Below are 20,851 nucleotides of genomic sequence, written 5' to 3'. Positions count from 1 at the left end.
CTGCACCGGCGACCAACGCTCCCAAGCCCGGCCGCCCCACCCCGGCTGCCCCGGCTCCGGCCGCACCCGCAGCCCCGGCCGCCCCGGCTGCCAGTGCCCCCGCGGCTCCGTCCACGGGCGCCAAGCCCGGCGGACCCCGTCCCGGCCCGAAGCCCCCGCGTGTCGGTAACAACCCGTACTCCTCGGCTCCCGCCGAGCGTCCGGCTCCCCGCCCCGCTCCCGGCGCACCGCGTCCGGGTGCACCCCGTCCGGCTCCCGGTCAGGGTGGACCTCGTCCGGCTCCCGGTCAGGGCGGACCCCGTCCGGCTCCCGGTCAGGGCGGACCCCGTCCGGCACCGGGCCAGGGCGGTCCCCGTCCGGCTCCCGGTCAGGGCGGACCCCGTCCCAGCCCCGGCTCGATGCCTCCTCGCCCGAACCCGGGCGCGATGCCCGCTCGTTCGGCACGTCCCGCCCCCGGCGGTCGTCCCGGCCGTCCCGGCGGAGCCCCCGGCGGTCGTCCCGGTGGCGGCGGCGGTGGATACCGCGGTGGCGGAGCTCCCGGTGCCGGCGCAGGTGCGCCCGGTGGCGGAGCACCCGCAGGTGGTTTCCGCGGTCGTCCCGGTGGCGGTGGACGCCCCGGTCAGCGCGGTGCGGCAGCAGGTGCGTTCGGCCGCCCCGGTGGTGCCCCGCGTCGTGGTCGCAAGTCGAAGCGTCAGAAGCGCCAGGAATACGATTCGATGCAGGCGCCCGCCGTCGGCGGCGTGCGGTTGCCCCGTGGCAACGGCGAGACCATTCGCCTCGCCCGCGGTGCATCCCTGTCGGACTTCGCGGAGAAGATCGACGCGAACCCCGCAGCGTTGGTGCAGGCACTGTTCAACCTCGGCGAGATGGTGACGGCGACCCAGTCGGTCAACGACGAGACGCTGGAACTGCTCGGCGGCGAGATGAACTACGTCGTCCAGGTCGTCAGCCCGGAGGACGAGGACCGCGAGCTGCTCGACAGCTTCGACCTCACCTACGGCGAAGACGAAGGTGGCGAAGAGGACCTCGAGTCCCGTCCGCCGGTGGTCACCGTCATGGGCCACGTCGACCACGGTAAGACCCGACTGCTCGACACGATCCGTAAGGCCAACGTCCGCGAGGGCGAGGCCGGCGGCATCACGCAGCACATCGGTGCCTACCAGGTGCTGACCGAGCTCGACGGCAACGAGCGTCTCGTGACGTTCATCGACACCCCCGGTCACGAGGCCTTCACGGCCATGCGTGCCCGTGGTGCCAAGGCCACCGACCTCGCGATCCTGGTCGTCGCCGCCGACGACGGCGTCATGCCGCAGACGGTGGAAGCGATCAACCACGCCCAGGCGGCCGACGTGCCGATCGTGGTCGCGGTGAACAAGATCGACAAGGAAGGCGCGAACCCGGACAAGATCCGGCAGCAGCTCACCGAGTACGGACTGGTCGCCGAGGAATACGGCGGAGACACCATGTTCGTCGACATCTCGGCGAAGCAGGGCACCAACATCGACGCACTGCTCGAAGCCGTGCTGTTGACAGCGGACGCTGCCCTGGACCTGCGGGCCAACCCGGACATGGACGCTCAGGGTGTCGCCATCGAGGCGCACCTCGACCGCGGACGCGGCCCCGTCGCGACCGTGCTCATCCAGCGCGGAACGCTGCGGGTCGGCGACTCGATCGTGGCCGGCGACGCATACGGACGTGTGCGCCGCATGGTCGACGAGCACGGCGACGACGTGCTCGAGGCCCTGCCTTCGCGTCCCGTCCAGGTGGTCGGCTTCACGTCGGTCCCCGGTGCAGGCGACAACCTGCTCGTGGTCGACGAGGACCGCATCGCCCGTCAGATCGCCGACCGGCGCAATGCGCGTAAGCGCAACGCACTGGCCGCGAAGAGCCGCAAGCGCATCAGCCTCGAGGACCTGGATTCGGCTCTCAAGGAGACGTCGCAGCTCAACCTCATCCTCAAGGGCGACAACTCGGGAACCGTGGAGGCCTTGGAAGAGGCCCTGCACGGCATCGAGATCGACGACGAGGTGCAGTTGCGGGTCATCGACCGTGGTGTCGGTGGCGTCACCGAGACCAACGTCAACCTGGCCGCTGCGTCGAACGCGATCATCATCGGGTTCAACGTCCGCGCCGAGGGCAAGGCGACCGAGTTGGCGAACCGCGAGGGCGTCGACATCCGGTACTACTCGGTGATCTACCAGGCCATCGACGAGGTCGAGAAGGCTCTCAAGGGCATGCTCAAGCCGATCTACGAAGAGGTCGAGCTGGGCAAGGCGGAGATCCGCGCGATGTTCCGTTCGTCCAAGGTCGGCAACATTGCCGGTTGCCTCGTCACCTCGGGTACCATCCGTCGCAATGCGAAGGCCCGGCTGCTGCGTGACAACACGGTTGTCGCCGAGACCGTCACCATCTCCTCGCTGAAGCGGGAGAAGGAGGACGCTGTCGAGGTACGCGAGGGTTACGAGTGCGGTTTGACGCTCACCTACTCCGACATCAAGGTCGGTGACGTCATCGAGGCCTACGAGCTTCGGGAAAAGCCGCGCGACTAGTCGCCATCCGTTTGGGGTGACGCAGCAGCGTCATCCGGCGTGCGCTTCTCCGGCCGACTCGATCGGCCGGGGGAGCGCACGTCTCCCCGAAGGAGGAAAGTTTGTACGTCGGTGCGCTCGAGCTCGACATCTTGCTCGGTGACGTGCGATCTCTGAAAGAGAAGCGTGCAATGGTCAAACCGGTTCTGGCGGAACTGCGACGCTACGGCGTCTCGGCTGCGGAGACCGGAGAACAGGATCGGTATCGCCGGTCGATGCTCGGCGTCACGATGGCGAGTTCGGCGGTCGATCATGTACACGAGGTACTCGACACGTGCGAACGGCACGTCGCCGAGCTGCCGGAACTGCAACTCCTTGCGGTCCGGCGAAGGATTTTCGGCCCCGAGGACTGACTCGGAGTGCCCTGCCCGCCCCGCCGCATCTGCGGCCCGGCGTGCAGAATGAACTACAGCTACACACGCAACTTCACAACTTATCCAGCGGCCAGGGAGAGGAGTCTGATTGTCATGGTGGATCCCGCCCGGGCACGCAAACTCGCCAAGCGCATCGGCACGATCGTCGCGACAGCGATCGACCACGAAATCAAGGACCCTCGCCTGGCGTTCGTCACGATCACCGATACCAAGGTGACGGCCGACCTCCACGACGCCACCGTGTACTACACCGTGATGGGTGCCGACCTCGAGTCCGAACCCGACCTCGTCTCCGCAGCCGCAGGGCTCGAGAAGGCGAAGGGCGTTCTGCGCTCGAAGGTGGGTGCAGGCACCGGAGTCCGGTTCACGCCGACGCTCACGTTCGTCGCGGACACGGTCCCCGACACGGCACGGCACATGGAGGAACTCCTCGCCCGCGCTCGCGCCGCCGACGACGAGGTCGCGCGTGTCGCGGCCGGTGCGTCCCCGGCCGGCGACCCCGACCCGTACAAGGAGCCCCGAGCCGAGGACGCGGACGACGCCGACGTCGACGAGCCCTCCGGTTCCCGCCAGGCGGACTGACACGAACCGATATGACCCATACTCAGGAGACGTCCCTGTCTGATCTCGATCGTCACGAGGTGTTCCTGCCGCAGGCGGTCGCTGTTCTCGAGAACGCGACGTCGGTGACGGTTCTGTGTCACGTCCAACCCGATGCCGACACGATCGGCAGTGGGCTCGCCCTGGCGTTGGTGCTCGAGCGCAAGGGAATTCCGGTGCAGGTCGCGTTCGGCGCACCCGACGAACTGCCGGAGTCGATGCGTGAACTGCCCGGCACCCACCTGCTGGTACCTGCGGATCAGGTGCGCCGCAACGTCGATCTGCTCGTGACCGTCGACTGCGGCAGCGCCGGGCGGCTCGGGAAGCTCGCCGACCGGCTCGCGCACGCGGGGGAGACCCTCGTCATCGACCACCACCGGTCCAACACCCGCTTCGGTCGCATGAACCTGATCGACGAGTCCGCGGAGTCGACGACCGCGGTCGTGGCGCAGATGTTCGACCTGTGGGGTGTGGACATCGACGCCGACCTCGCGCACTGCCTGTATGCGGGACTCGTGACCGACACCGGTTCGTTCCGCTGGGTGCAGCCCGGCACCCACACGCTCGCCGAGAGGCTGCTCGCCACCGGAATCGACGGGGCGCGCATCGCGCGGCGCCTGCTCGACACCCACCCGTTCGGCTGGTTGCCCATGCTGTCCTCGGTGCTCGGGTCGGCGACCCTCGTCCCCGACGCAGCGGGAGGGCGTGGACTGGTCTACGCCGTCATCCGACAGGCCTACGTCGGAGACCTCCGCTCGGAGGAGATCGAAAGCGTCATCGACATCGTCCGGACGACGTCCGAGGCCGAGGTCGCCGCAGTCCTCAAGGAGGCCGTGGACGGCACCTGGTCGGTATCGCTGCGATCGAAGTCCGACGTGGACGTGTCGGTCGTCGCCGGATATCTCGGCGGCGGCGGTCATCGGTTCGCCGCCGGCTACACGGCCGAGAACTCTGCGGACGAGATCGTGACCTCGCTCGTCGAATCACTCGGCTGAGGTCCGAATTCGTTGGCTGAAGTCTCGGAAGTCACGGGCGACGCGACCGCCCGGACGGTGTTCGGGCTGGCGTTGCCCGCGCTGGGCGTCCTCGCTGCCGAACCGATCTATCTGCTCTTCGACATCGCCGTCGTCGGTCGGCTGGGCGCTTTGGCGCTCGCGGGCCTCGCCGTCGGCGGTCTCATCCTCGCCCAGGTCAGCACGCAGCTGACATTCCTGTCCTACGGCACGACGGCGCGTGCGTCCCGCATGCACGGGGCCGGCGACGAGCGCGGCGCGGTCCGGGAGGGCGTGCAGGCCACGTGGCTGGCGCTGGGGATCGGCGCGCTCGTGATCGCGCTGGCCCACCTGTTCGCGCGGCCGGTCACCTCGGCGATCGCGGGCGGCTCCGACATCGCGGCGGCCGCCGAGAGCTGGCTGCGGATCGCGGTGTTCGGGGCCCCGCTGATCCTCGTCGCGATGGCGGGCAACGGGTGGATGCGTGGTGTGCAGAACACGGTGCGACCGCTGCGGTTCGTGATCGCCGGTCTCGTCGTGTCGGCCGTGGCCTGCCCGGTTCTGGTGCACGGATTGTGGGGTGCGCCGCGCCTGGAACTCGAGGGATCGGCGGTCGCGAACGTGATCGGGCAGGCGGTCTCCGCGAGCCTGTTCATCGGAGCGCTGGTGGTCGAGCGGGTGCCGTTGCGCCCGCGGTGGCACGTCATGCGCGCCCAGATGGTGCTCGGCCGGGACCTGATCCTGCGGAGCCTGGCCTTCCAGGCGTGCTTCCTCTCGGCCGCCGCCGTCGCGTCCCGGTTCGGCGCCGCCGCGGTCGCCGCCCACCAGGTGGTGCTGCAGCTGTGGAACCTCGTCGCCCTCACCCTCGACTCCCTGGCGATCGCCGCACAGGCGCTGGTCGGTGCCGCGCTGGGCGCCGGACACGCCAAGGGCGCCACGCGGCTGTCGTGGCGCATCACCCGATGGTCGACGATCTTCGCGACAGGGCTCGCCCTGATCTTCGCCCTCGGCCACGGGGTGATCCCCGAGCTGTTCACCTCCGACCAGGCCGTGCTCGACGAGATGGCGGTGGCCTGGTGGTTCTTCGTCGCGATCATGCCGGTCGCCGGAGTGGTGTTCGCCCTCGACGGGGTACTGCTCGGTGCCGGCGACGTCGCCTTCCTCCGGAATGCCACGCTGTCCTGCGCGTTGGTCGGATTCCTGCCACTGATCTGGCTGTCGATGCTGCACGACTGGGGCCTGGCGGGAATCTGGACGGGACTCACGGTGTTCATAATTCTTCGGATGCTCGCGGTCGTGTGGCGCGTCGGAACGGGCCGCTGGGCAGTGGTCGGGGCCGACCTGCAGACACGGCACGGATCGGACAGCGATCCCGCGGCGGAACACGATCGGAAAGGTGGTTGACGTGGCACCCAAGCTGATGGCGGTGAGCGACGTCCATGTGGGGCACCGGGGCAACCGCCCGATCACCGAGGACATCTATCCCGACTCGCCCGAAGACTGGCTGATCGTCGCGGGCGACGTCTCGGAGAAGACCGACGACATCCGGTGGGCGCTGAAACTCCTGCGCAGTCGTTTCGCCGAGGTCATCTGGGTTCCCGGCAACCACGAACTGTGGACGACGGCGAAGGATCCGGTGCAGATCCACGGCGCCGCCCGCTACGACTACCTGGTCACCCTGTGCCGCGAGATCGGCGTCATCACCCCCGAGGACCCGTTCCCGGTGTGGGAGGCCGAGGACGGCCCGATCACCCTGGTCCCGATGTTCCTGCTGTACGACTACACGTTCCTCCCCGACGGCGCCACCACCAAGGAGGAAGGTCTCGCGATCGCGCGCGAGAAGAACGTGGTGGCCACGGACGAGTTCCTGCTGTCGAGTGAACCGTACGGAACCCGGGATGCCTGGTGTCGCAACCGCGTCGAGACGACGAAGGCCCGGTTGGACGCCCTGCCCGCCGGAACCCGCACCGTCCTGATCAACCACTTCCCGTTGGTGCGTCAACCGACGCAGGTGCTGTGGTACCCGGAGTTCTCCTTGTGGTGCGGCACCGAACTGACCGCGGACTGGCACACCCGGTACAACGCCGTCTGCGCCGTGTACGGGCATCTGCACATTCCGCGGACCACCTACTACGACGGGGTGCGGTTCGAAGAGGTGTCGCTGGGCTACCCGCGGGAGTGGCAGCGGCGGGGACTCCCGGACCGCCTCCTGCGGCAGATCCTCCCGGTGCCGGAGTACCCGCCGGGAACCCTGAACAAGTGGGGAGGCCACTTCAAGGTCACTCCCGAACAGGAAGCCGAAGTGGAGAAGATGCGGGCGAGGGGGGCCCTGTGATCGAGAGAATTCTGCCTGCCGGAGTGGTGTCGTCGGAACTGTTCGAGGATCCGCCCGGCCTGCGTCCGCACCCGCAGGAGGAGGCGCTGATCGGCAGGGCCGTGGAGAAGCGCCGCCGCGAATTCACCACCGCACGGCACTGCGCCCGCCTGGCGATGACGAAGCTGGGCGTGGACCAGGCCCCTGTTCTGCGGGGCGACAAGGGTTCCCCCGTGTGGCCGCGCGGCGTGGTCGGGAGCCTCACCCACTGCGACGGTTACCGCGGCGCGGTGCTCGGCTACGCCATGCAGGTGCGGTCCGTGGGGATCGACGCCGAACCGCACGAGGCGCTGCCCGACGGTGTGCTGGACGCGGTGAGCCTGCCCGCCGAACGCGACTGGCTCTCGGGCACGGCGGACTCCGGGCAGTGGCGCTCCGCCACCGGCGGTCCGGTGCACCGGGACAGGCTGCTGTTCTGTGCCAAGGAGGCTACGTACAAGGCGTGGTTCCCGCTCACCGCCCGGTGGCTCGGGTTCGAGGACGCGCACATCACGTTCGAGGCGTCCGGAGACGGCACCGGCACGTTCCATTCGGATCTCCTGATCTCGGGCGAGACCGTCGACGGTCCACCGCTGGCGTCGTTCGACGGACGGTGGATGGTGTCCGACGGCCTGATCATCACCGCGATTGCGGTGCACTGATTTCGGTGCGGTGACGACGGCTGGCAGAATCGGGCCTCGTGTCTGCACGTGAAAAGCCTTCTTCCGGTCTCGTCGGCGCCGGACTGCTCATCGTCGACAAGGACGCGGGCGTCACCAGCCACGACGTGGTGGCCCGGTGCCGGAAGCTGCTCGGCACCCGGAAGGTCGGGCACGCGGGCACTCTCGACCCGATGGCCACCGGGGTGCTGGTGCTCGGGGTGGAGCGGGCGACGAAGCTGCTGGGGCTCCTCGCGCTGACCACCAAGGCGTACACGGCCACGATCCGGCTGGGTCAGGCCACCACCACCGACGACGCCGAGGGTGAGGTCGTCGCGTCGGCCGATGCGTCCGGCGTGACGGACGAGGAGATCGCCGCGCAGGTGCACACCCTCACCGGAGACATCCAGCAGATCCCGTCGAGCGTCAGCGCCATCAAGGTCGACGGCCGGCGGGCGCACGCACTGATCCGTGCGGGCGAGGAGTTCGAACTCGCTCCCCGGTCGGTCACGGTGTCTCGGTTCGAGGTCGTCGCGAGGCGAACCGAGGGCACGTTCGTCGACCTCGACGTCGAGGTGGAGTGTTCCTCCGGCACCTATGTCCGGGCGCTCGCGCGTGATCTGGGGATCGCGCTGATCGGCGTCGGCGGGCATCTCACCTCGCTGCGACGGACCCGGGTGGGACCGTTCACGCTCGAGCACGCGCGCACGCTGGAGCAGCTTGCCGAGGAGCCGGGGGTCAGCCTCGACATCGACGCCGCTGCGCAGACCGCGTTCCCGCACCGGCAGATCGACGCGGCCGAGGCCGAATCCATCAGTCAGGGCCGGTGGCTCGAGCCGATCGGAATCAAGGGTGTCTACGCCGCCATCGATCCGAGCGGGCACACGATCGCGCTGCTCCAGGAACGTGGACGGCGGGCCAGCTCGGTGATGGTGGTCCGCCCCGCGACCCTGAGATAGCGGTTCACACCAGCCAGATGGCCTGGGCTGCGGGGTTTCCGAGCTCGATGGAGTCGTCGTGGGCGCCGAGCCGGATCGACACGGTTCCGGCGTAGTCGCGTCGCTCCAGCACTGTGACCGTGACGTCCAGTGCCACACCGACCGAGTCGAAGTACCGCAGCATCGCCGGATCGGAGTCCGAGATCCGGGCGATGCGCCCGCTCTCGCCGTTGACGAAGTCGCTGAGCTGTCGTGCCGGGGGAGTGGGCACCGAGCCGTCGACCGCGGGAATCGGATCGCCGTGCGGATCGCGTTCGGGATGGCCGAGCTTGGCGTCCATCCGGGAGATCATCAGATCCGAGACGGCGTGTTCGAGTACCTCCGCCTCGTCGTGCACCTCGTCCCAGCCGTACCCCAGTTCGTGCACCAGATACGTCTCGATGAGGCGGTGCCTGCGGACCATTCCGACGGCGGCGACGCGCCCCGCCTCGGTGAGGGCGATCGACCCGTACCGGGCGTGATCGACGAGACCCTGGTCGGACAGTTTCCGGATGGCCTCCGACACGGTGGACGCCGACACCCCGATCTTCTCGGAGAGCAATTTCGTGGACACCCGCTCCTGCGACCACTCCTGAACGGTCCAGATGACCTTGAGGTAGTCCTGCGCCACTGCCGAGAGAGCCCCGGTCTCGGAGGTCGAATCCTCGGTCACGCTCTGGTCATTCTTGTTCACGGCCACGCCAACGAGCTTAGGCAAGTCTTACCGGCGAGACACATCGACACACCTGATCCGCCGCCGGGGGACGGCCCGGGCGACCGCGAACCGCGAGGTCGTGGCGCTTCCCCGGCGCGCGGGGCGGCCGGACACCCGGTCCGGAGATGAACATCGGCGCGCGGCACCGTAGGCTGCCACTCGTGCTGAGATGGCGTGGTCTCGACGAGGTTCCTGCCGACTGGGGTCGTTGTGTTCTCACGATCGGCGTATTCGATGGCGTGCACCGAGGTCACGCCCAACTGATCAGTCGAGCGGTGGCGGCTGCCCGCACGCGTGGAATACCCAGCGTGCTCATGACTTTCGATCCTCATCCGATGGAAGTGGTTCGTCCGGGCAGTCATCCCGCCCAGCTCACGACGCTCGCCCGCAGGGCGGAGCTCGCGGAGGAGCTGGGCATCGACGTGTTCTGCGTCATGCCGTTCACCGCCGAATTCATGAAGCTGACGCCGGAGCGGTACGCCCACGAGATCCTCGTGGAGCGCCTGCACGTGGCGGATGTCGTCGTCGGAGAGAACTTCACGTTCGGCAAGAAGGCTGCGGGCAACGTCGACCTGCTGCGTCAGATCGGCGAGCGGTTCGGGTTCGCGGTCGACGGTGTGACGTTGCTCGCCGAGCACGCGGTCACATTCTCGTCCACCTACATCCGTTCGTGCGTGGACGCCGGCGACATGGCCGCCGCGACGGAGGCCCTCGGCCGCCCGCACCGCGTGGAGGGTGTCGTCGTCCACGGCGACGGGCGTGGACGGCAGCTCGGCTATCCGACCGCGAACGTCGCGCCGCCCATGTATGCCGCGATTCCCGCGGACGGCGTGTACGCCGCCTGGTTCACCGTGCTCGGACACGGGGTCGACCTGGGCACGGTCACCTCCGGCGAGCGGTACATGGCCGCCGTCTCGGTGGGCACCAATCCCACGTTCTCCGGGCGGACGCGCACCGTGGAGGCCTTCGTCCTGGACCGGGAAGCCGACCTGTACGGCCAGCACGTGGCCGTCGATCTGGTGGAGCGCCTCCGCGGGATGGAAAAATTCGATTCGGTCGACGACCTGATCGTCGCGATGGGCAAGGACGCCGAGCGTGCGCGTGCGATCCTGGCGGCGTCGGAGGACGTGCGGTAAAGCCGTCCCATTTCAGCTGGTAAAGTAGACCGCTGGCGTGCGCTGCGGTTCGCGGCGGCCGCGCCGAGTTTCGATCCTTGCACGCGAACGTCATCACCAGGAGTGAACCAGTGGCATTGACCACCGAAGAGAAGAAGCAGGTTCTGAGCGAGTACGGCCTGCACGAGACCGACACCGGTTCGCCGGAGGCGCAGGTGGCCATGCTCACCAAGCGCATCGTCGATCTCACCGAACACCTCAAGATGCACAAGCACGACCACCACTCCCGCCGCGGCCTCCTGCTGCTGGTCGGACGCCGTCGTCGTCTGCTCAAGTACGTCCAGAAGGTCGACATCGAGCGTTACCGCTCGCTGATCGAGCGTCTCGGTCTGCGTCGCTGAGTTTCGCACACAGCGGTCATTTCGATCGCAAATCACTCCGGTAGCCGGCCGGGCCTTGCTTAGACTGGGCCTCGCTGGCTATCGGCGTTAGCTGCCGAGGGCAGCACTACCGTATGCACCCGAGAATGTGGTGTCGGTCTTCGGTAGTGGTCTTCCGGACACGGTCCGGGGGACTTCGATCGACGGCCGCCTCCGCACAGCGACATCCCGAGAACTCGAGAGGGGGATGTCCCTCAGGTGCGCAGTTCTCGCCAGGAGGGTGAGAACGCCCCCGCGGGTACGGCGAAGACGAGAGGGAAGTGAAAAGAAGAGATGACAGAGAATTCCGCAGTAGAGGTCGATGAGGGCGTGTTCGAATCCACCGCCGTGATCGACAACGGGTCCTTCGGAACCCGCACCATTCGTTTCGAGACCGGTCGCCTCGCGCAGCAGGCCGCCGGCGCCGTCGTCGCCTACCTGGACGACGAGACGATGCTGCTGTCCGCGACGAGCGCCAGCAAGCACCCCAAGGAGCACTTCGACTTCTTCCCGCTGACGGTGGACGTCGAGGAGCGCATGTACGCGGCGGGCCGTATCCCCGGCTCGTTCTTCCGTCGTGAGGGCCGTCCCTCCACTGACGCGATCCTGACCTGCCGCCTGATCGACCGCCCGCTGCGCCCGTCGTTCGTCGACGGTCTGCGCAACGAGATCCAGGTCGTCGTCACGGTGATGAGCCTGAACCCGCAGGACCTGTACGACGTGGTCGCGATCAACGCCGCGTCCGCCTCCACCCAGATCGCGGGACTGCCGTTCTCCGGACCCGTCGGCGGTGTGCGCGTCGCGCTCATCACGTCGGACGACAACAAGGCCGGCCAGTGGGTTGCATTCCCCACCGTCGAGCAGCTCGAGAACGCCGTCTTCGACATGGTCGTCGCGGGCCGCATCGTCTCCGGTAGCGGTGACGACGCCGACGTCGCGATCATGATGGTCGAGGCCGAGGCCACCGACAACGTGATCTCCCTGATCGACGGTGGCGCACAGGCTCCCACCGAGGCGATCGTGGCCGAGGGCCTCGAGGCCGCCAAGCCGTTCATCGCCCGCCTCTGCACCGCGCAGCAGCAGCTCGCGGCCAAGGCGTCCAAGCCGACCGGTGACTTCCCCGTCTTCCCGGCGTACCAGGACGACGTGTTCGCAGCCGTCGAGGCCGCCGCTGCGGAGAAGCTCAGCGCGGCACTGACCATCGCGGGCAAGCAGGAGCGCGACGACAAGACCGACGAGGTCAAGGTCGAGGTCCTCGAGCAGGTTGCCCCGAATTTCGAGGGTCGCGAGAAGGAACTGGGCGCGGCGTTCCGCTCGCTGACGAAGAAGCTGGTCCGTCAGCGCATTCTGCGCGACCAGTTCCGCATCGACGGCCGTGGCATCACGGACATCCGTTCGCTGTCGGCCGAGGTCGCCATCGTTCCGCGTGCACACGGTTCCGCTCTGTTCGAGCGCGGCGAGACCCAGATCCTGGGTGTCACCACCCTCGACATGGTGAAGATGGCGCAGCAGGTCGATTCGCTCGGACCCGAGACGACCAAGCGGTACATGCACCACTACAACTTCCCGCCGTACTCCACCGGTGAGACGGGACGCGTCGGTTCGCCGAAGCGCCGCGAGATCGGTCACGGCGCGCTGGCGGAGCGGGCACTCATGCCCGTGCTGCCCAGCGTCGAGGAATTCCCGTACGCCATCCGCCAGGTCTCGGAAGCTCTCAGCTCCAACGGCTCCACCTCGATGGGCTCCGTGTGCGCGTCGACGCTCGCACTGCTCAACGCCGGCGTGCCGCTGAAGGCTCCGGTCGCCGGTATCGCCATGGGCCTCGTCTCCGACCAGGTCGACGGTGAGACCCGTTACGTCGCGCTCACCGACATCCTCGGTGCCGAGGACGCGTTCGGCGACATGGACTTCAAGGTCGCGGGCACGAAGGACTTCGTCACGGCCCTGCAGCTCGACACGAAGCTCGACGGCATCCCGTCGAAGGTCCTCGCCGGCGCGCTGTCGCAGGCCAAGGACGCGCGTGCGACGATCCTCGAGGTCATGGCCGAGGCCATCGACACCCCCGACGAGATGAGCCCGTTCGCCCCGCGCGTCACGGCCATCAAGGTCCCGGTCGACAAGATCGGTGAGGTCATCGGCCCCAAGGGCAAGATGATCAACTCCATCACCGAGCAGACCGGCGCCAACATCTCCATCGAAGATGACGGCACCGTGTTCGTCGGTGCGACGGACGGCCCGTCCGCGCAGGCCGCGATCGACATGATCAACGCCATTGCCAACCCGCAGCTGCCGAAGGTCGGCGAGCGCTTCCTGGGCACGGTCGTCAAGACCACCGCCTTCGGTGCGTTCGTGTCGCTCCTCCCCGGCCGCGACGGATTGGTGCACATCTCGAAGCTGGGCAGCGGTAAGCGCATTGCCAAGGTCGAGGACGTCGTGAGCGTCGGCTCGAAGTTGCGTGTCGAGATCGCCGACATCGACAACCGTGGCAAGATCTCGCTGATCCCCGTCGAAGAAGACGGCGCCGCGGCTCCGGCCGAGCAGAGCGAAGAGGCGGCTGCCGAGAAGTAGTCTTCTCCCGGTCATCACGCCGGCGGCCCCGCACGGATCTCGTGCGGGGCCGTCGGCGTCTTCCTGTCCGGTGCCGGTGCGCGTGTCAGGAGGTCGGTGCCGCGGTGAACCGTCCGACATACCGACGCTGCCACGGTGTCTCGACCGCGTGACGGTGGTAGTGCTGCCGGACGTACGCGACGGCGTCCCGCGCCGGGATCCCGTCGAGCACGGCAATGCAGGCGAGGGCTGTGCCGGTCCGGCCGCGACCGCCCCCGCACGCCACCTCCACCCGCTCCGTCGCGGCGCGGCGCCACACCTCACCGAGCGCATCGAGGGTGTCGTCGCGGTCCCGCGGCAACGCGAAATCGGGCCAGCGGACCCACCGCGAGTCCCACTGCACCGGCGGCGGCATTCGCCCCAGCAGGTATACGGCGAAATCGGGGAGGGGACCCTCGGGGAGCGGTCGCCTCAGCCCCCGGCCGCGGACCAGGCGCCCGGACGGCAGGCGGAGGACTCCAGGCGCGTCGGCGTCCCAGGTATCGAACATGGCGCCCACTTTATTGCGAAGCCGTTCGGAAGACCCGATCTTCGAGGACCGGGACTGCGGTGCTCCGGTCCACCTCGGCGGCGATTGCGACGTCCTGCGGGTATCCCGAGGCACGCAACTCCCGTCCCGACGCACACGCCGCGAGGGACTGCGGGAGGGTCTGCGCGACGCCCTGCCAGGCGATCATGGCCGCCAGAGCTTCCGGCGAAGAGTCTGCGCCCCACCCAGGTCGCCGACAGGGCGGACAGCACGGCGCCCGCGCCCCACAGATCCTCGATCGCCGGCCGGAGTTCGCCGCCCGGCCATTTCTCCCCGGCGGCGATCACCGACACCACCGACGTCGACGTGCAGTGCCGGGCGATCCAGTCTGCAACAGCGGTCGCATTCCGTAGGGACGCCCCGATGCACACGCCGGTTCCGGTGCCGAGCTCGAAGCTGATGGTCGATCCGTTCGGCGAGGGAAGCACCAACCTGCGCGGCGCCGCGGTCCGTCGAATCGTATTCGGCGACAAGCTGATCTGTCCGTTCGTCACCCGGCTGCGTCCGACGGCTTTCGCCCCCGGCAGGCCCCAGTCGAAACGGAGGCCGTAATCGTGTTGGAGATGTTCGCGGTTCACGGGGTCTCCCCGCTCTCCGTGGAGGTGAGCGTTATGAGGGCAGCGATAACCGTGGTGACCGCGACGCTCGGGGGACCGGGTAGGCGCGCGGCACCGATGTCGCGGAAGGCTCGGGGATCGTCGAGGCGAATCTGCGCGCACCCGGGTGGGGGAGTATCCGTGGCCGGCACGATGCCCACGCCCAAGCCGGATGCGACCAGGCCGTGCACGGTGTGCACGTCCTCTCCTTCGAACGCGATCGTGGGTAGGGCACCGGCTCGGGCGAACAGGTCGTCGAGCGATCCCCGGAGCCCGTAGCCCGGCTTGAGAGTGACGATCGGCTCGGAGGCGAGGTCACGGATCGTCGTCGAGGTCGATGCGGCCCGCGGGTGCTCGGAGGGCACCAGGACGACGAGCGGCTGTTCGAACAGCGGCGTGACCGTCAGGCCCTCGGGCGGTGGGGTGAGACGAGAGGCGAGCGCGATGTCGGCCTCACGGTTGAGGAGGGTGTCCAGGCACGTGCGGCGCGCTCCCTGGCTGAGGACGAACCGGATCGTCGGATCCGTCGCGCGGACGGTGCGAATCAACTCGGGCACGAGGTGCTCGCCGAGCGACATCTGAAAGGCGACGCGAACGGTGGCCCGCGCCTGTCGGTCTTCGGACTGCACGGCGTCGAGGCCGTCCACCACCGCTTCGAGTGCGCGTTGCGCGTAGGGCACCAGTGTCCGCCCGGCATCGGTCAGGCGCACGCCGCGGCCGTCCGGTTCCAGGAGTGGGATGTCGAGTTGCCTTTCGAGTCGGCGGACTATCCGGCTGACCGTGGGCTGCGGCATCCCGAGCATCGCGGCAGCGACAGTGACGTGTTCGACTTCGCCGAGCGCGACGAGCACGGGTAGATGCGGCAACAGCGCCTTGACGGACTCGCTATTCATAACTCAACTGTATGAGTCCGTGGATTGATCTGCATTGGATTCATCAGTTCTTCGGATCTACCGTCGACTTCATGTCGGCCACCCACCTCACGGAGCAGGACACCCGCGCAGCGGCTGCCCTGCAGAACACGCCGCCGACGGGAAATCCGGACCGCAGACTCTCGGCGGCCCTGTGGTGTGCCGGCGTGGCGACCTTTGCCCTGATGTACGCGCCTCAAGGTCTCCTCACGCAAATCGGGCACGACGCCTCCGTGAGCCCGGCTCAGGCTTCACTCCTGGTCTCCGCAGCCACGCTCGGGCTGGCGTTGTCGGTTCTGCCGTGGGCCCGGTTCTCGGATCGAGTGGGGCGCCCCACCGCGATGCGGTACGCGGCGGCAACCGCGGGACTGCTCGCCGTGGCCGTCCCCTGGCTCCCGACGTTCGACGCGCTGGTGGCGGGACGATTCTTCCAAGGCGTGGCGCTCGGTGGACTACCAGCGCTCGCGATGACACTGCTCCACGAGGTCGCGGTGCCGGCCCGGACCACAGCATTGGCCGGTTCCTACGTGGCAGCAACATCTTTGGGTGGTTTGAGTGGTCGCCTTCTGGTCGTCCCGGTCGCCGATCACCTCGGATGGCGCCCGGCACTGGCGATCCTCGGCGTCGGTCTGGCGATCCTGATGACCATCCTGATCGTGCTGCTACCCACCGGGCGGGGCCGGCGAGCGCTCGTCCCGTCCGCAGGGATCCTTGCCATCCACCTGCGGGATACCCGCCTGCTGGCATTGTTCGGCATCGGCGCGCTACTCGTCGGTGGCATGGTAGCCGTCTTCAACTACCTCCCCTTCCGCCTCGAGGCCGCTCCGTACCACCTCGCGCCGACAGTGGTGTCGCTGATCTTTCTCGCCTACCTGGCGGGCACGGCGGGTTCTCGCGCCGCCGGCTGGATGGTGGGCCAGCTCGGTCACCGAACCGTGCTCATGCTGGCCTGCACCTTCATGGCAGGCGGGACGGTGCTCAGCGTCGCCGGACCGCTGGTCCTGATCCTCCTCGGCGTGGCCGCGATCACCGCCGGGCTCTTCGTCGGCCATGCCGTCGCATCCGGCATGGTCGGCGCCCACGCGAAAACGGGTCGCGCACAGGCAACGGCGCTGTACAACGTCTCGTACTACGCCGGATCCAGCCTGTTCGGCTGGGTCGGAGGAATCGCCTGGGCGAGCGGACAATGGCTCTACGTGGCCGTCCTGGTCCTCGTGCTGACGGCGCTGGCCCTCGTCCTCGCGCTCCTCCCATCGACAACCGCACGTCGCGTCGTCGCCGTCGAGTCCTGCTGAAGCGGGAGTTGGGATCTGTCCGGCAGGCCGGAGCCCGTGTCCGGGTGGGGGCCTGCTGTAATGGGGACAGGACAGAGGGGAGGGTCTGATGAGTGGAATGTTCCTACTCGGTGCGGTGTTGGCCGGCAGTGGAGGTGTTCTGGGGTTGGCAGTCGCACTGTTCGGAGGTGCGGAACCAAGCCGCCTTCGCCTATGTGCGTTGGACGGCCACACCGAAGCCTGTGATGCGCCTCGGGCTTGACCCGAGAGTCGGTCGGGTCGTCGGCCGTCTGGCGCGAAATGCGTGAAGATCAGCTGCGACGGCGGGCAATGTGCAGGACCGCGCCGAAGTGCCGCCGGATGCGGTGATCGGGCCGCTCGGCGATTCGGCGACGAATCTCGCTGTAGAGCCGTTCCCGTTGCCACTTCGCCATGGCGATGTGACCGGAGAAGGTGTCGAGAAGGTCGAGGTAGCCGTCCACGTCGTAGCTGACTTCCCAGTCGAAGTGACGGACCACGACATTGTCGAAGAGTCCGCACTCCCACATTTCGGCCCGATGATCGGCGAGTTCACCCGGGCGCGGCCACGTCGCGGCATCTGGGAGACCTTCGCCGATCTCCTCGTAGACGGGTTGAATGTCACGAAAGATCGGGTCCCCACCTTCCGGGAACACGTGTTGTGCACCCCAGAAAGCCAGATGTCCTTCGGGTCGAATGAGGCTGGCCGCCTTGATGTATCGCGTCGAGGGATCGATCCAGTGCCAGGAGGTTGCCGCGAACACGAGGTCGTAGGTCACGCCTGGCGCAGGCCTCCATTGCTCGAAATCGGCGCAGACCACCTCGGCGTGAGGGAACGGCGCTACATTCTCACGCGCGATCGCTGCCAGGTCATGCCCGAGTTCGACCGACGTGATGGTGAAGCCCCGCCGCGCGAGCTCGACGGTGGCCTTGCCCGTACCTCCTCCGATCTCCAGTAGCGAGTCACCTAGGCGCAGTCGGGACGTGAGGACGAGTTCGTCGTAGAGCGCTGACGGATAGCCGGGCCGTGCGGCGTGGTACTTCCCGGCGGCCAACTCGAAGGTGCTCCGAAGCGTACGGCGATCCGTTGTCATGATTCGATCATCTCTGCTCCTCTGCAGATCGATCCAGTTCTATCGGCGATTCGTGGGCCTATCGCACCGTCTACCAGCGCTTTGACGCGCTAACCATCAGTGACAGCGAACCCGCACAGAGAGGAAGATCAAACAGACCGGTCTCCAGTCTTCTGGCCCTACATCGCCTGAGGAGCGTGACGAGGTCGGTCGAATCCGATCCAGCCACCACCAAAGGGATGATCACCATGCCGGTTGTCGAGCAGTCCGTCGTCATTGCCCGTCCTGCGTCGGAAGTGTGGAGTTTTGTCACCGTTGCGGAGAACTGGCCGTCGTGGGAGGCGTCCACCGTTGAATGCGAGCAGCTCACCGACGGGGAACTCGGGGTGGGCACCCGGTGGCGCGGGGTAACCCGCATTCTGGGTAGGCGGCTCGACTGGGTCACCGAATTCGTCGAGTACGAGCCGTTGAAGGTGGCTGCGTCCAGGTCGGTGGAGAGCAAGATCGCCTTCACCGCGACGACAAGGCTCGAGGAAGTCGACGGCGGCACCCTGTTCACCTATCGGACCGACAGCGAAAGTGGCCTCGGAGGAATCTTCGGCAAGCTGGCTGACCCGATAGTCGCGAAGGCGTACTCACGCACGGTGCGAGCAAGCCTGGACAACCTCGCAGACCTGCTCACCATCGACAGCTGACCATGCGGGTCGGCTCTCATTCGGTCGTTCCTCGAGCAGCGATGAGTTTCCGTGTCTCGACGAGTCGTACCTTGCATACGATGTGGCCGACCGAAGGAGCGAGCTGTGGAAGATGTCTGGTCGATGGTGCACGCGGAGCGTGCGGCGCTGATCGACGACCTCGGGAATCTCGACGCCGCGCGGTGGGACGAGCCCTCGCTCTGTGGCGAGTGGACCGTGCACGACGTGGTCGCACACCTGGTCGACACGGCTCGGACGACGCGCCTCGGTTTCATGCTCGGCCTCGCCCGGGCGCGATTCGACTTCGACCGCCAGAACGCACGCGGCGTGGAACGCGAGCGTGGCGCCTCACCGCAGGAGACATTGGAGCGGCTTCGTCGGGCGGCGTCGCGCACGTCGACGCCTCCGGCACCCCTCGACAGCAGGCTCGTCGAGGAGATCGTCCACGGTGAGGACATCCGTCGGCCCTTGGGACTCACCCGCTCCTACCCGGCGGAGGCCGTCGACAGATCGCTCCGCCTCCAGACGCGCACCCCGGCGTCCTTCGGCGGCGCCAAAGAGCTTGTGTCCCGTGTCCGGCTGACGGCAGCGGACGCCGACGTGTCGATCGGCGACGGCCCCGAGGTGAGCGGCACCGCCCTTTCGCTTCTCCTGGCCGTCTCCGGTCGGAGAGTGGCGCTCGACGACCTCGACGGACCGGGCGTGGAGATCCTCGCGGCGGCGATCTGACGATCCACCGTCCGGAAACCGGGCGACGGTCCACTGGCGGGCGTGATCTGGGCTCCGTATCCCGGGACCTGATCGGGGACCCGGTGACGTCGTCGTAGCAAGCCGGTCCGCGATTGTCGAGCAGGCGCGGCTCGTGTCGCCGGCCTGGATCGGCGGAGCCGTGTCGCCCTCGGGAACGATCAGCGACACATAGCGTTCGCCGAATAGCGTCTCGGGCAGCAACCGCGCCGTCGCGGTGGACGGAATCAGCTGCGCCTTGTCCGGCTGGATCGCGAGATGGCGATTTCATGCGTTCGTTGCACCATCGAGTAGTTCGTTTGACACAGGGAGGCGCCGCTAACTGACAGCGTCGACGAGGTAGGTGTTGAGAACTCGTGCAATGTCCGCCAACGCTCGCGGCGTGGTCATACGAATATGCGTGGCATCGATGGGATAATAGTCGATTGAACCAGTTATATATGGTTGCCAGCAACTTTCGGCAACCTCCTGGGTCATCTCGCCAGCTGCGGCGGCGAAGAAAAGCATGTCTCCGTCGAACACGGCGGGGTGGTAGTCGGCGACCAACCGTGGCGCGTCATTGAAGGATTCGACGATCCGCTTCACGTGTGATGGCTGGAGAAACTCGAATGCTCCGGTTCGCAGATGAATCAGTTCGGTCGCTTGTTCAGCCGACATGGTTTCCCCCGCGGCATCGAAGTCTTCGGCACCGAATCCAAACAGATCGGCTAGCTCGACCAGGATGTCTTCAACAGTGAATTCCTGGTTTGCAGTCGATTCCGCTTCGCGGAACCGGCTGTCCAGTATCGCCAGCGTCGAGACCTGCTTCCCGAGAAGGCGAAGTCGTGTGGCTACGGCGTGGGCAATAACTCCGCCCAAGGACCAGCCGAGCAGGTGATATGGCCCATCTGGTTGCACGGCCTGGATCTCCCGGACGTAGTGCTCCGCCAACTGTTCGATCGAACGGGGATGCGGGTCGTCTTCGACGAGTTCGGGGGATTGCAGCCCGTAGATTCGCCGTCTCGGTTCGGTGTATCGAGCCAAACCTGCGTAGCACCAGGCCAATCCGCTAGCCGGGTGTATGCAAAAGATCGGGTCGGAATCTCCAGCTGATGTGATCGGGAACAGGACATCGAATGCCGAAGGTCCGGTCGGCACAATAGGTGTCGACCCGTCGGAGACCGCCTCGACTCTACTGGCGATCGCTTCCACCGTGGCGCCAGTGAAGAGCCATGCCACTTGCATCTCGACGTCGAGAGCCTCTCGCAGCCGCGCACTGACCTGGATGGCGAGCAGCGAGTTGCCGCCCAGGGTGAAGAAGTCGTCGTCGAGTCCGATTCGGTCGTGGCCGAGGACGTCGGTGAAGACGTCGGCGATGGTGTTTTCGGTGGGGGTGACCGGTGGTCGGAATTGCCGGTTCAACGGTGCTGGTGCGGGGAGTGCTCGCCGGTCGATCTTGCCGTTGGTGGTCAGGGGTAGTGCGTCGAGGATGGTGATGGGGGTGGGCACCATGTAGTCGGGGAGGTGGTCGGCGGCGAAGGTGTGGATCGTGGTGGGGTCGAGGGGGGTGTGGTTGCGGGGGACGACGTAGCCGACGAGTCGGTCGCCGGTGTGGTGGTCGTGGTGGACT

The 20,851-nt window shown here is 67.5% G+C and carries 21 protein-coding genes and 1 pseudogene; 15 read left to right on the top strand and 7 right to left on the bottom strand.

The annotated features are described in order from the left end of the window. From infB to truB, 8 genes are all read left to right on the top strand, one after another. Positions 1-2,549, top strand: a 2,549-nt coding sequence (gene infB / locus HGB39_RS36490; protein WP_168442999.1) for a translation initiation factor IF-2, incomplete at its 5' end; no start/stop codon positions are given. 101 nt (positions 2,550-2,650) lie between these two features. Then, positions 2,651-2,941 carry a DUF503 domain-containing protein gene (locus tag HGB39_RS36485; RefSeq protein ID WP_005240674.1) on the top strand — a complete coding sequence of 97 codons (291 nt, stop codon included), beginning with the start codon at positions 2,651-2,653 and terminating at the stop codon, positions 2,939-2,941. Between the two features lie 114 nt (positions 2,942-3,055). Further along, positions 3,056-3,544, top strand: a complete 489-nt coding sequence (gene rbfA / locus HGB39_RS36480; protein ID WP_005573415.1) for a 30S ribosome-binding factor RbfA — start codon at positions 3,056-3,058, stop codon at positions 3,542-3,544. A gap of 11 nt (positions 3,545-3,555) precedes the next feature. Further along, positions 3,556-4,557, top strand: a complete 1,002-nt coding sequence (locus HGB39_RS36475) for a DHH family phosphoesterase (protein ID WP_005261415.1) — start codon at positions 3,556-3,558, stop codon at positions 4,555-4,557. 12 nt (positions 4,558-4,569) lie between these two features. Continuing rightward, positions 4,570-5,958, top strand: coding sequence for an MATE family efflux transporter (locus HGB39_RS36470; protein ID WP_005261416.1), 1,389 nt, complete (start codon positions 4,570-4,572; stop codon positions 5,956-5,958). Position 5,959: 1 nt separating this feature from the next. Continuing rightward, a complete protein-coding gene (locus HGB39_RS36465) occupies positions 5,960-6,889 on the top strand; it encodes a metallophosphoesterase family protein (protein ID WP_005261417.1) in 930 nt (309 codons plus the stop codon). After that, positions 6,886-7,569, top strand: coding sequence for a 4'-phosphopantetheinyl transferase Npt (npt, locus tag HGB39_RS36460; protein ID WP_025432372.1), 684 nt, complete (start codon positions 6,886-6,888; stop codon positions 7,567-7,569). Before HGB39_RS36465 ends, npt begins: the two co-directional genes overlap by 4 nt. Positions 7,570-7,607: 38 nt before the next feature. Then, positions 7,608-8,525, top strand: coding sequence for a tRNA pseudouridine(55) synthase TruB (truB, locus tag HGB39_RS36455; RefSeq protein WP_005570777.1), 918 nt, complete (start codon positions 7,608-7,610; stop codon positions 8,523-8,525). A 4-nt stretch (positions 8,526-8,529) separates the two neighbouring features. Here truB and HGB39_RS36450 read toward each other — a convergent pair whose 3' ends face one another. Further along, the gene (locus HGB39_RS36450; protein WP_005261420.1) at positions 8,530-9,243 is read right to left on the bottom strand and encodes a metal-dependent transcriptional regulator; all 714 of its coding nucleotides are present in this window, start codon (positions 9,241-9,243) and stop codon (positions 8,530-8,532) included. 176 nt (positions 9,244-9,419) lie between these two features. On the opposite strand from HGB39_RS36450, the gene HGB39_RS36445 reads away from it, so the two are divergent. The 3 genes from HGB39_RS36445 (at position 9,420) to HGB39_RS36435 (ending at position 13,360) form a co-directional block, all read left to right on the top strand. Beyond that, entirely contained in the window at positions 9,420-10,394 is a 975-nt protein-coding gene (locus HGB39_RS36445) for a bifunctional riboflavin kinase/FAD synthetase (RefSeq protein ID WP_037205628.1), read from the top strand. 110 nt (positions 10,395-10,504) lie between these two features. Beyond that, a complete protein-coding gene (gene rpsO / locus HGB39_RS36440) occupies positions 10,505-10,774 on the top strand; it encodes a 30S ribosomal protein S15 (protein WP_005240682.1) in 270 nt (89 codons plus the stop codon). A gap of 312 nt (positions 10,775-11,086) precedes the next feature. Beyond that, positions 11,087-13,360 (top strand): polyribonucleotide nucleotidyltransferase, encoded by a 2,274-nt coding sequence (locus tag HGB39_RS36435; protein ID WP_005570779.1) that lies wholly within the window; start codon positions 11,087-11,089, stop codon positions 13,358-13,360. An 85-nt stretch (positions 13,361-13,445) separates the two neighbouring features. Here HGB39_RS36435 and HGB39_RS36430 read toward each other — a convergent pair whose 3' ends face one another. Both HGB39_RS36430 and HGB39_RS39350 read right to left on the bottom strand, forming a co-directional pair. Then, the gene (locus HGB39_RS36430) at positions 13,446-13,889 is read right to left on the bottom strand and encodes a phosphatase domain-containing protein (RefSeq protein ID WP_005570780.1); all 444 of its coding nucleotides are present in this window, start codon (positions 13,887-13,889) and stop codon (positions 13,446-13,448) included. Positions 13,890-13,899: 10 nt separating this feature from the next. Then, positions 13,900-14,076, bottom strand: a complete 177-nt coding sequence (locus HGB39_RS39350; protein WP_231137875.1) for a hypothetical protein — start codon at positions 14,074-14,076, stop codon at positions 13,900-13,902. A gap of 215 nt (positions 14,077-14,291) precedes the next feature. Here HGB39_RS39350 and HGB39_RS39345 point away from each other — a divergent pair, with 215 nt between their 5' ends. Beyond that, positions 14,292-14,480 carry a hypothetical protein gene (locus HGB39_RS39345; protein WP_193385477.1) on the top strand — a complete coding sequence of 63 codons (189 nt, stop codon included), beginning with the start codon at positions 14,292-14,294 and terminating at the stop codon, positions 14,478-14,480. Between the two features lie 22 nt (positions 14,481-14,502). Here HGB39_RS39345 and HGB39_RS36420 read toward each other — a convergent pair whose 3' ends face one another. After that, positions 14,503-15,417 (bottom strand): LysR family transcriptional regulator, encoded by a 915-nt coding sequence (locus HGB39_RS36420; protein WP_064080985.1) that lies wholly within the window; start codon positions 15,415-15,417, stop codon positions 14,503-14,505. Between the two features lie 11 nt (positions 15,418-15,428). Between HGB39_RS36420 and HGB39_RS36415 the strand changes: the two genes are divergently transcribed. After that, entirely contained in the window at positions 15,429-16,730 is a 1,302-nt protein-coding gene (locus HGB39_RS36415; RefSeq protein WP_005570785.1) for an MFS transporter, read from the top strand. A gap of 290 nt (positions 16,731-17,020) precedes the next feature. On the opposite strand, the gene HGB39_RS36410 is transcribed toward HGB39_RS36415, so the two are convergent. Continuing rightward, on the bottom strand, positions 17,021-17,821 hold the full coding sequence (locus HGB39_RS36410; protein ID WP_005570788.1) for a class I SAM-dependent methyltransferase: 801 nt from the start codon (positions 17,819-17,821) through the stop codon (positions 17,021-17,023). 218 nt (positions 17,822-18,039) lie between these two features. Here HGB39_RS36410 and HGB39_RS36405 point away from each other — a divergent pair, with 218 nt between their 5' ends. Together HGB39_RS36405 and HGB39_RS36400 are read left to right on the top strand one after the other, a co-directional pair. Then, positions 18,040-18,495: an SRPBCC family protein gene (locus HGB39_RS36405; RefSeq protein WP_005240690.1), complete on the top strand. Its 456-nt coding sequence runs from the start codon at positions 18,040-18,042 to the stop codon at positions 18,493-18,495. Positions 18,496-18,600: 105 nt separating this feature from the next. Beyond that, entirely contained in the window at positions 18,601-19,224 is a 624-nt protein-coding gene (locus HGB39_RS36400) for a maleylpyruvate isomerase family mycothiol-dependent enzyme (RefSeq protein ID WP_005570790.1), read from the top strand. A 126-nt stretch (positions 19,225-19,350) separates the two neighbouring features. Here HGB39_RS36400 and HGB39_RS39340 read toward each other — a convergent pair. Together HGB39_RS39340 and HGB39_RS36390 are read right to left on the bottom strand one after the other, a co-directional pair. Further along, positions 19,351-19,500 (bottom strand): annotated as a pseudogene (locus HGB39_RS39340) (MCE family protein); the annotation flags it as partial. Positions 19,501-19,560: 60 nt separating this feature from the next. Continuing rightward, positions 19,561-20,851: thioesterase domain-containing protein (locus tag HGB39_RS36390; RefSeq protein WP_247607604.1), on the bottom strand; the 1,291-nt coding region annotated here is incomplete at its 5' end.

Origin of the sequence: Rhodococcus opacus, assembly GCF_012396235.1 — a bacterium.
Taxonomy (GTDB): domain Bacteria; phylum Actinomycetota; class Actinomycetes; order Mycobacteriales; family Mycobacteriaceae; genus Rhodococcus_F; species Rhodococcus_F opacus.
The sequence above is the reverse complement of the archived record's forward strand: the minus strand, read 5'-3'. Positions and strand labels throughout refer to the sequence as shown.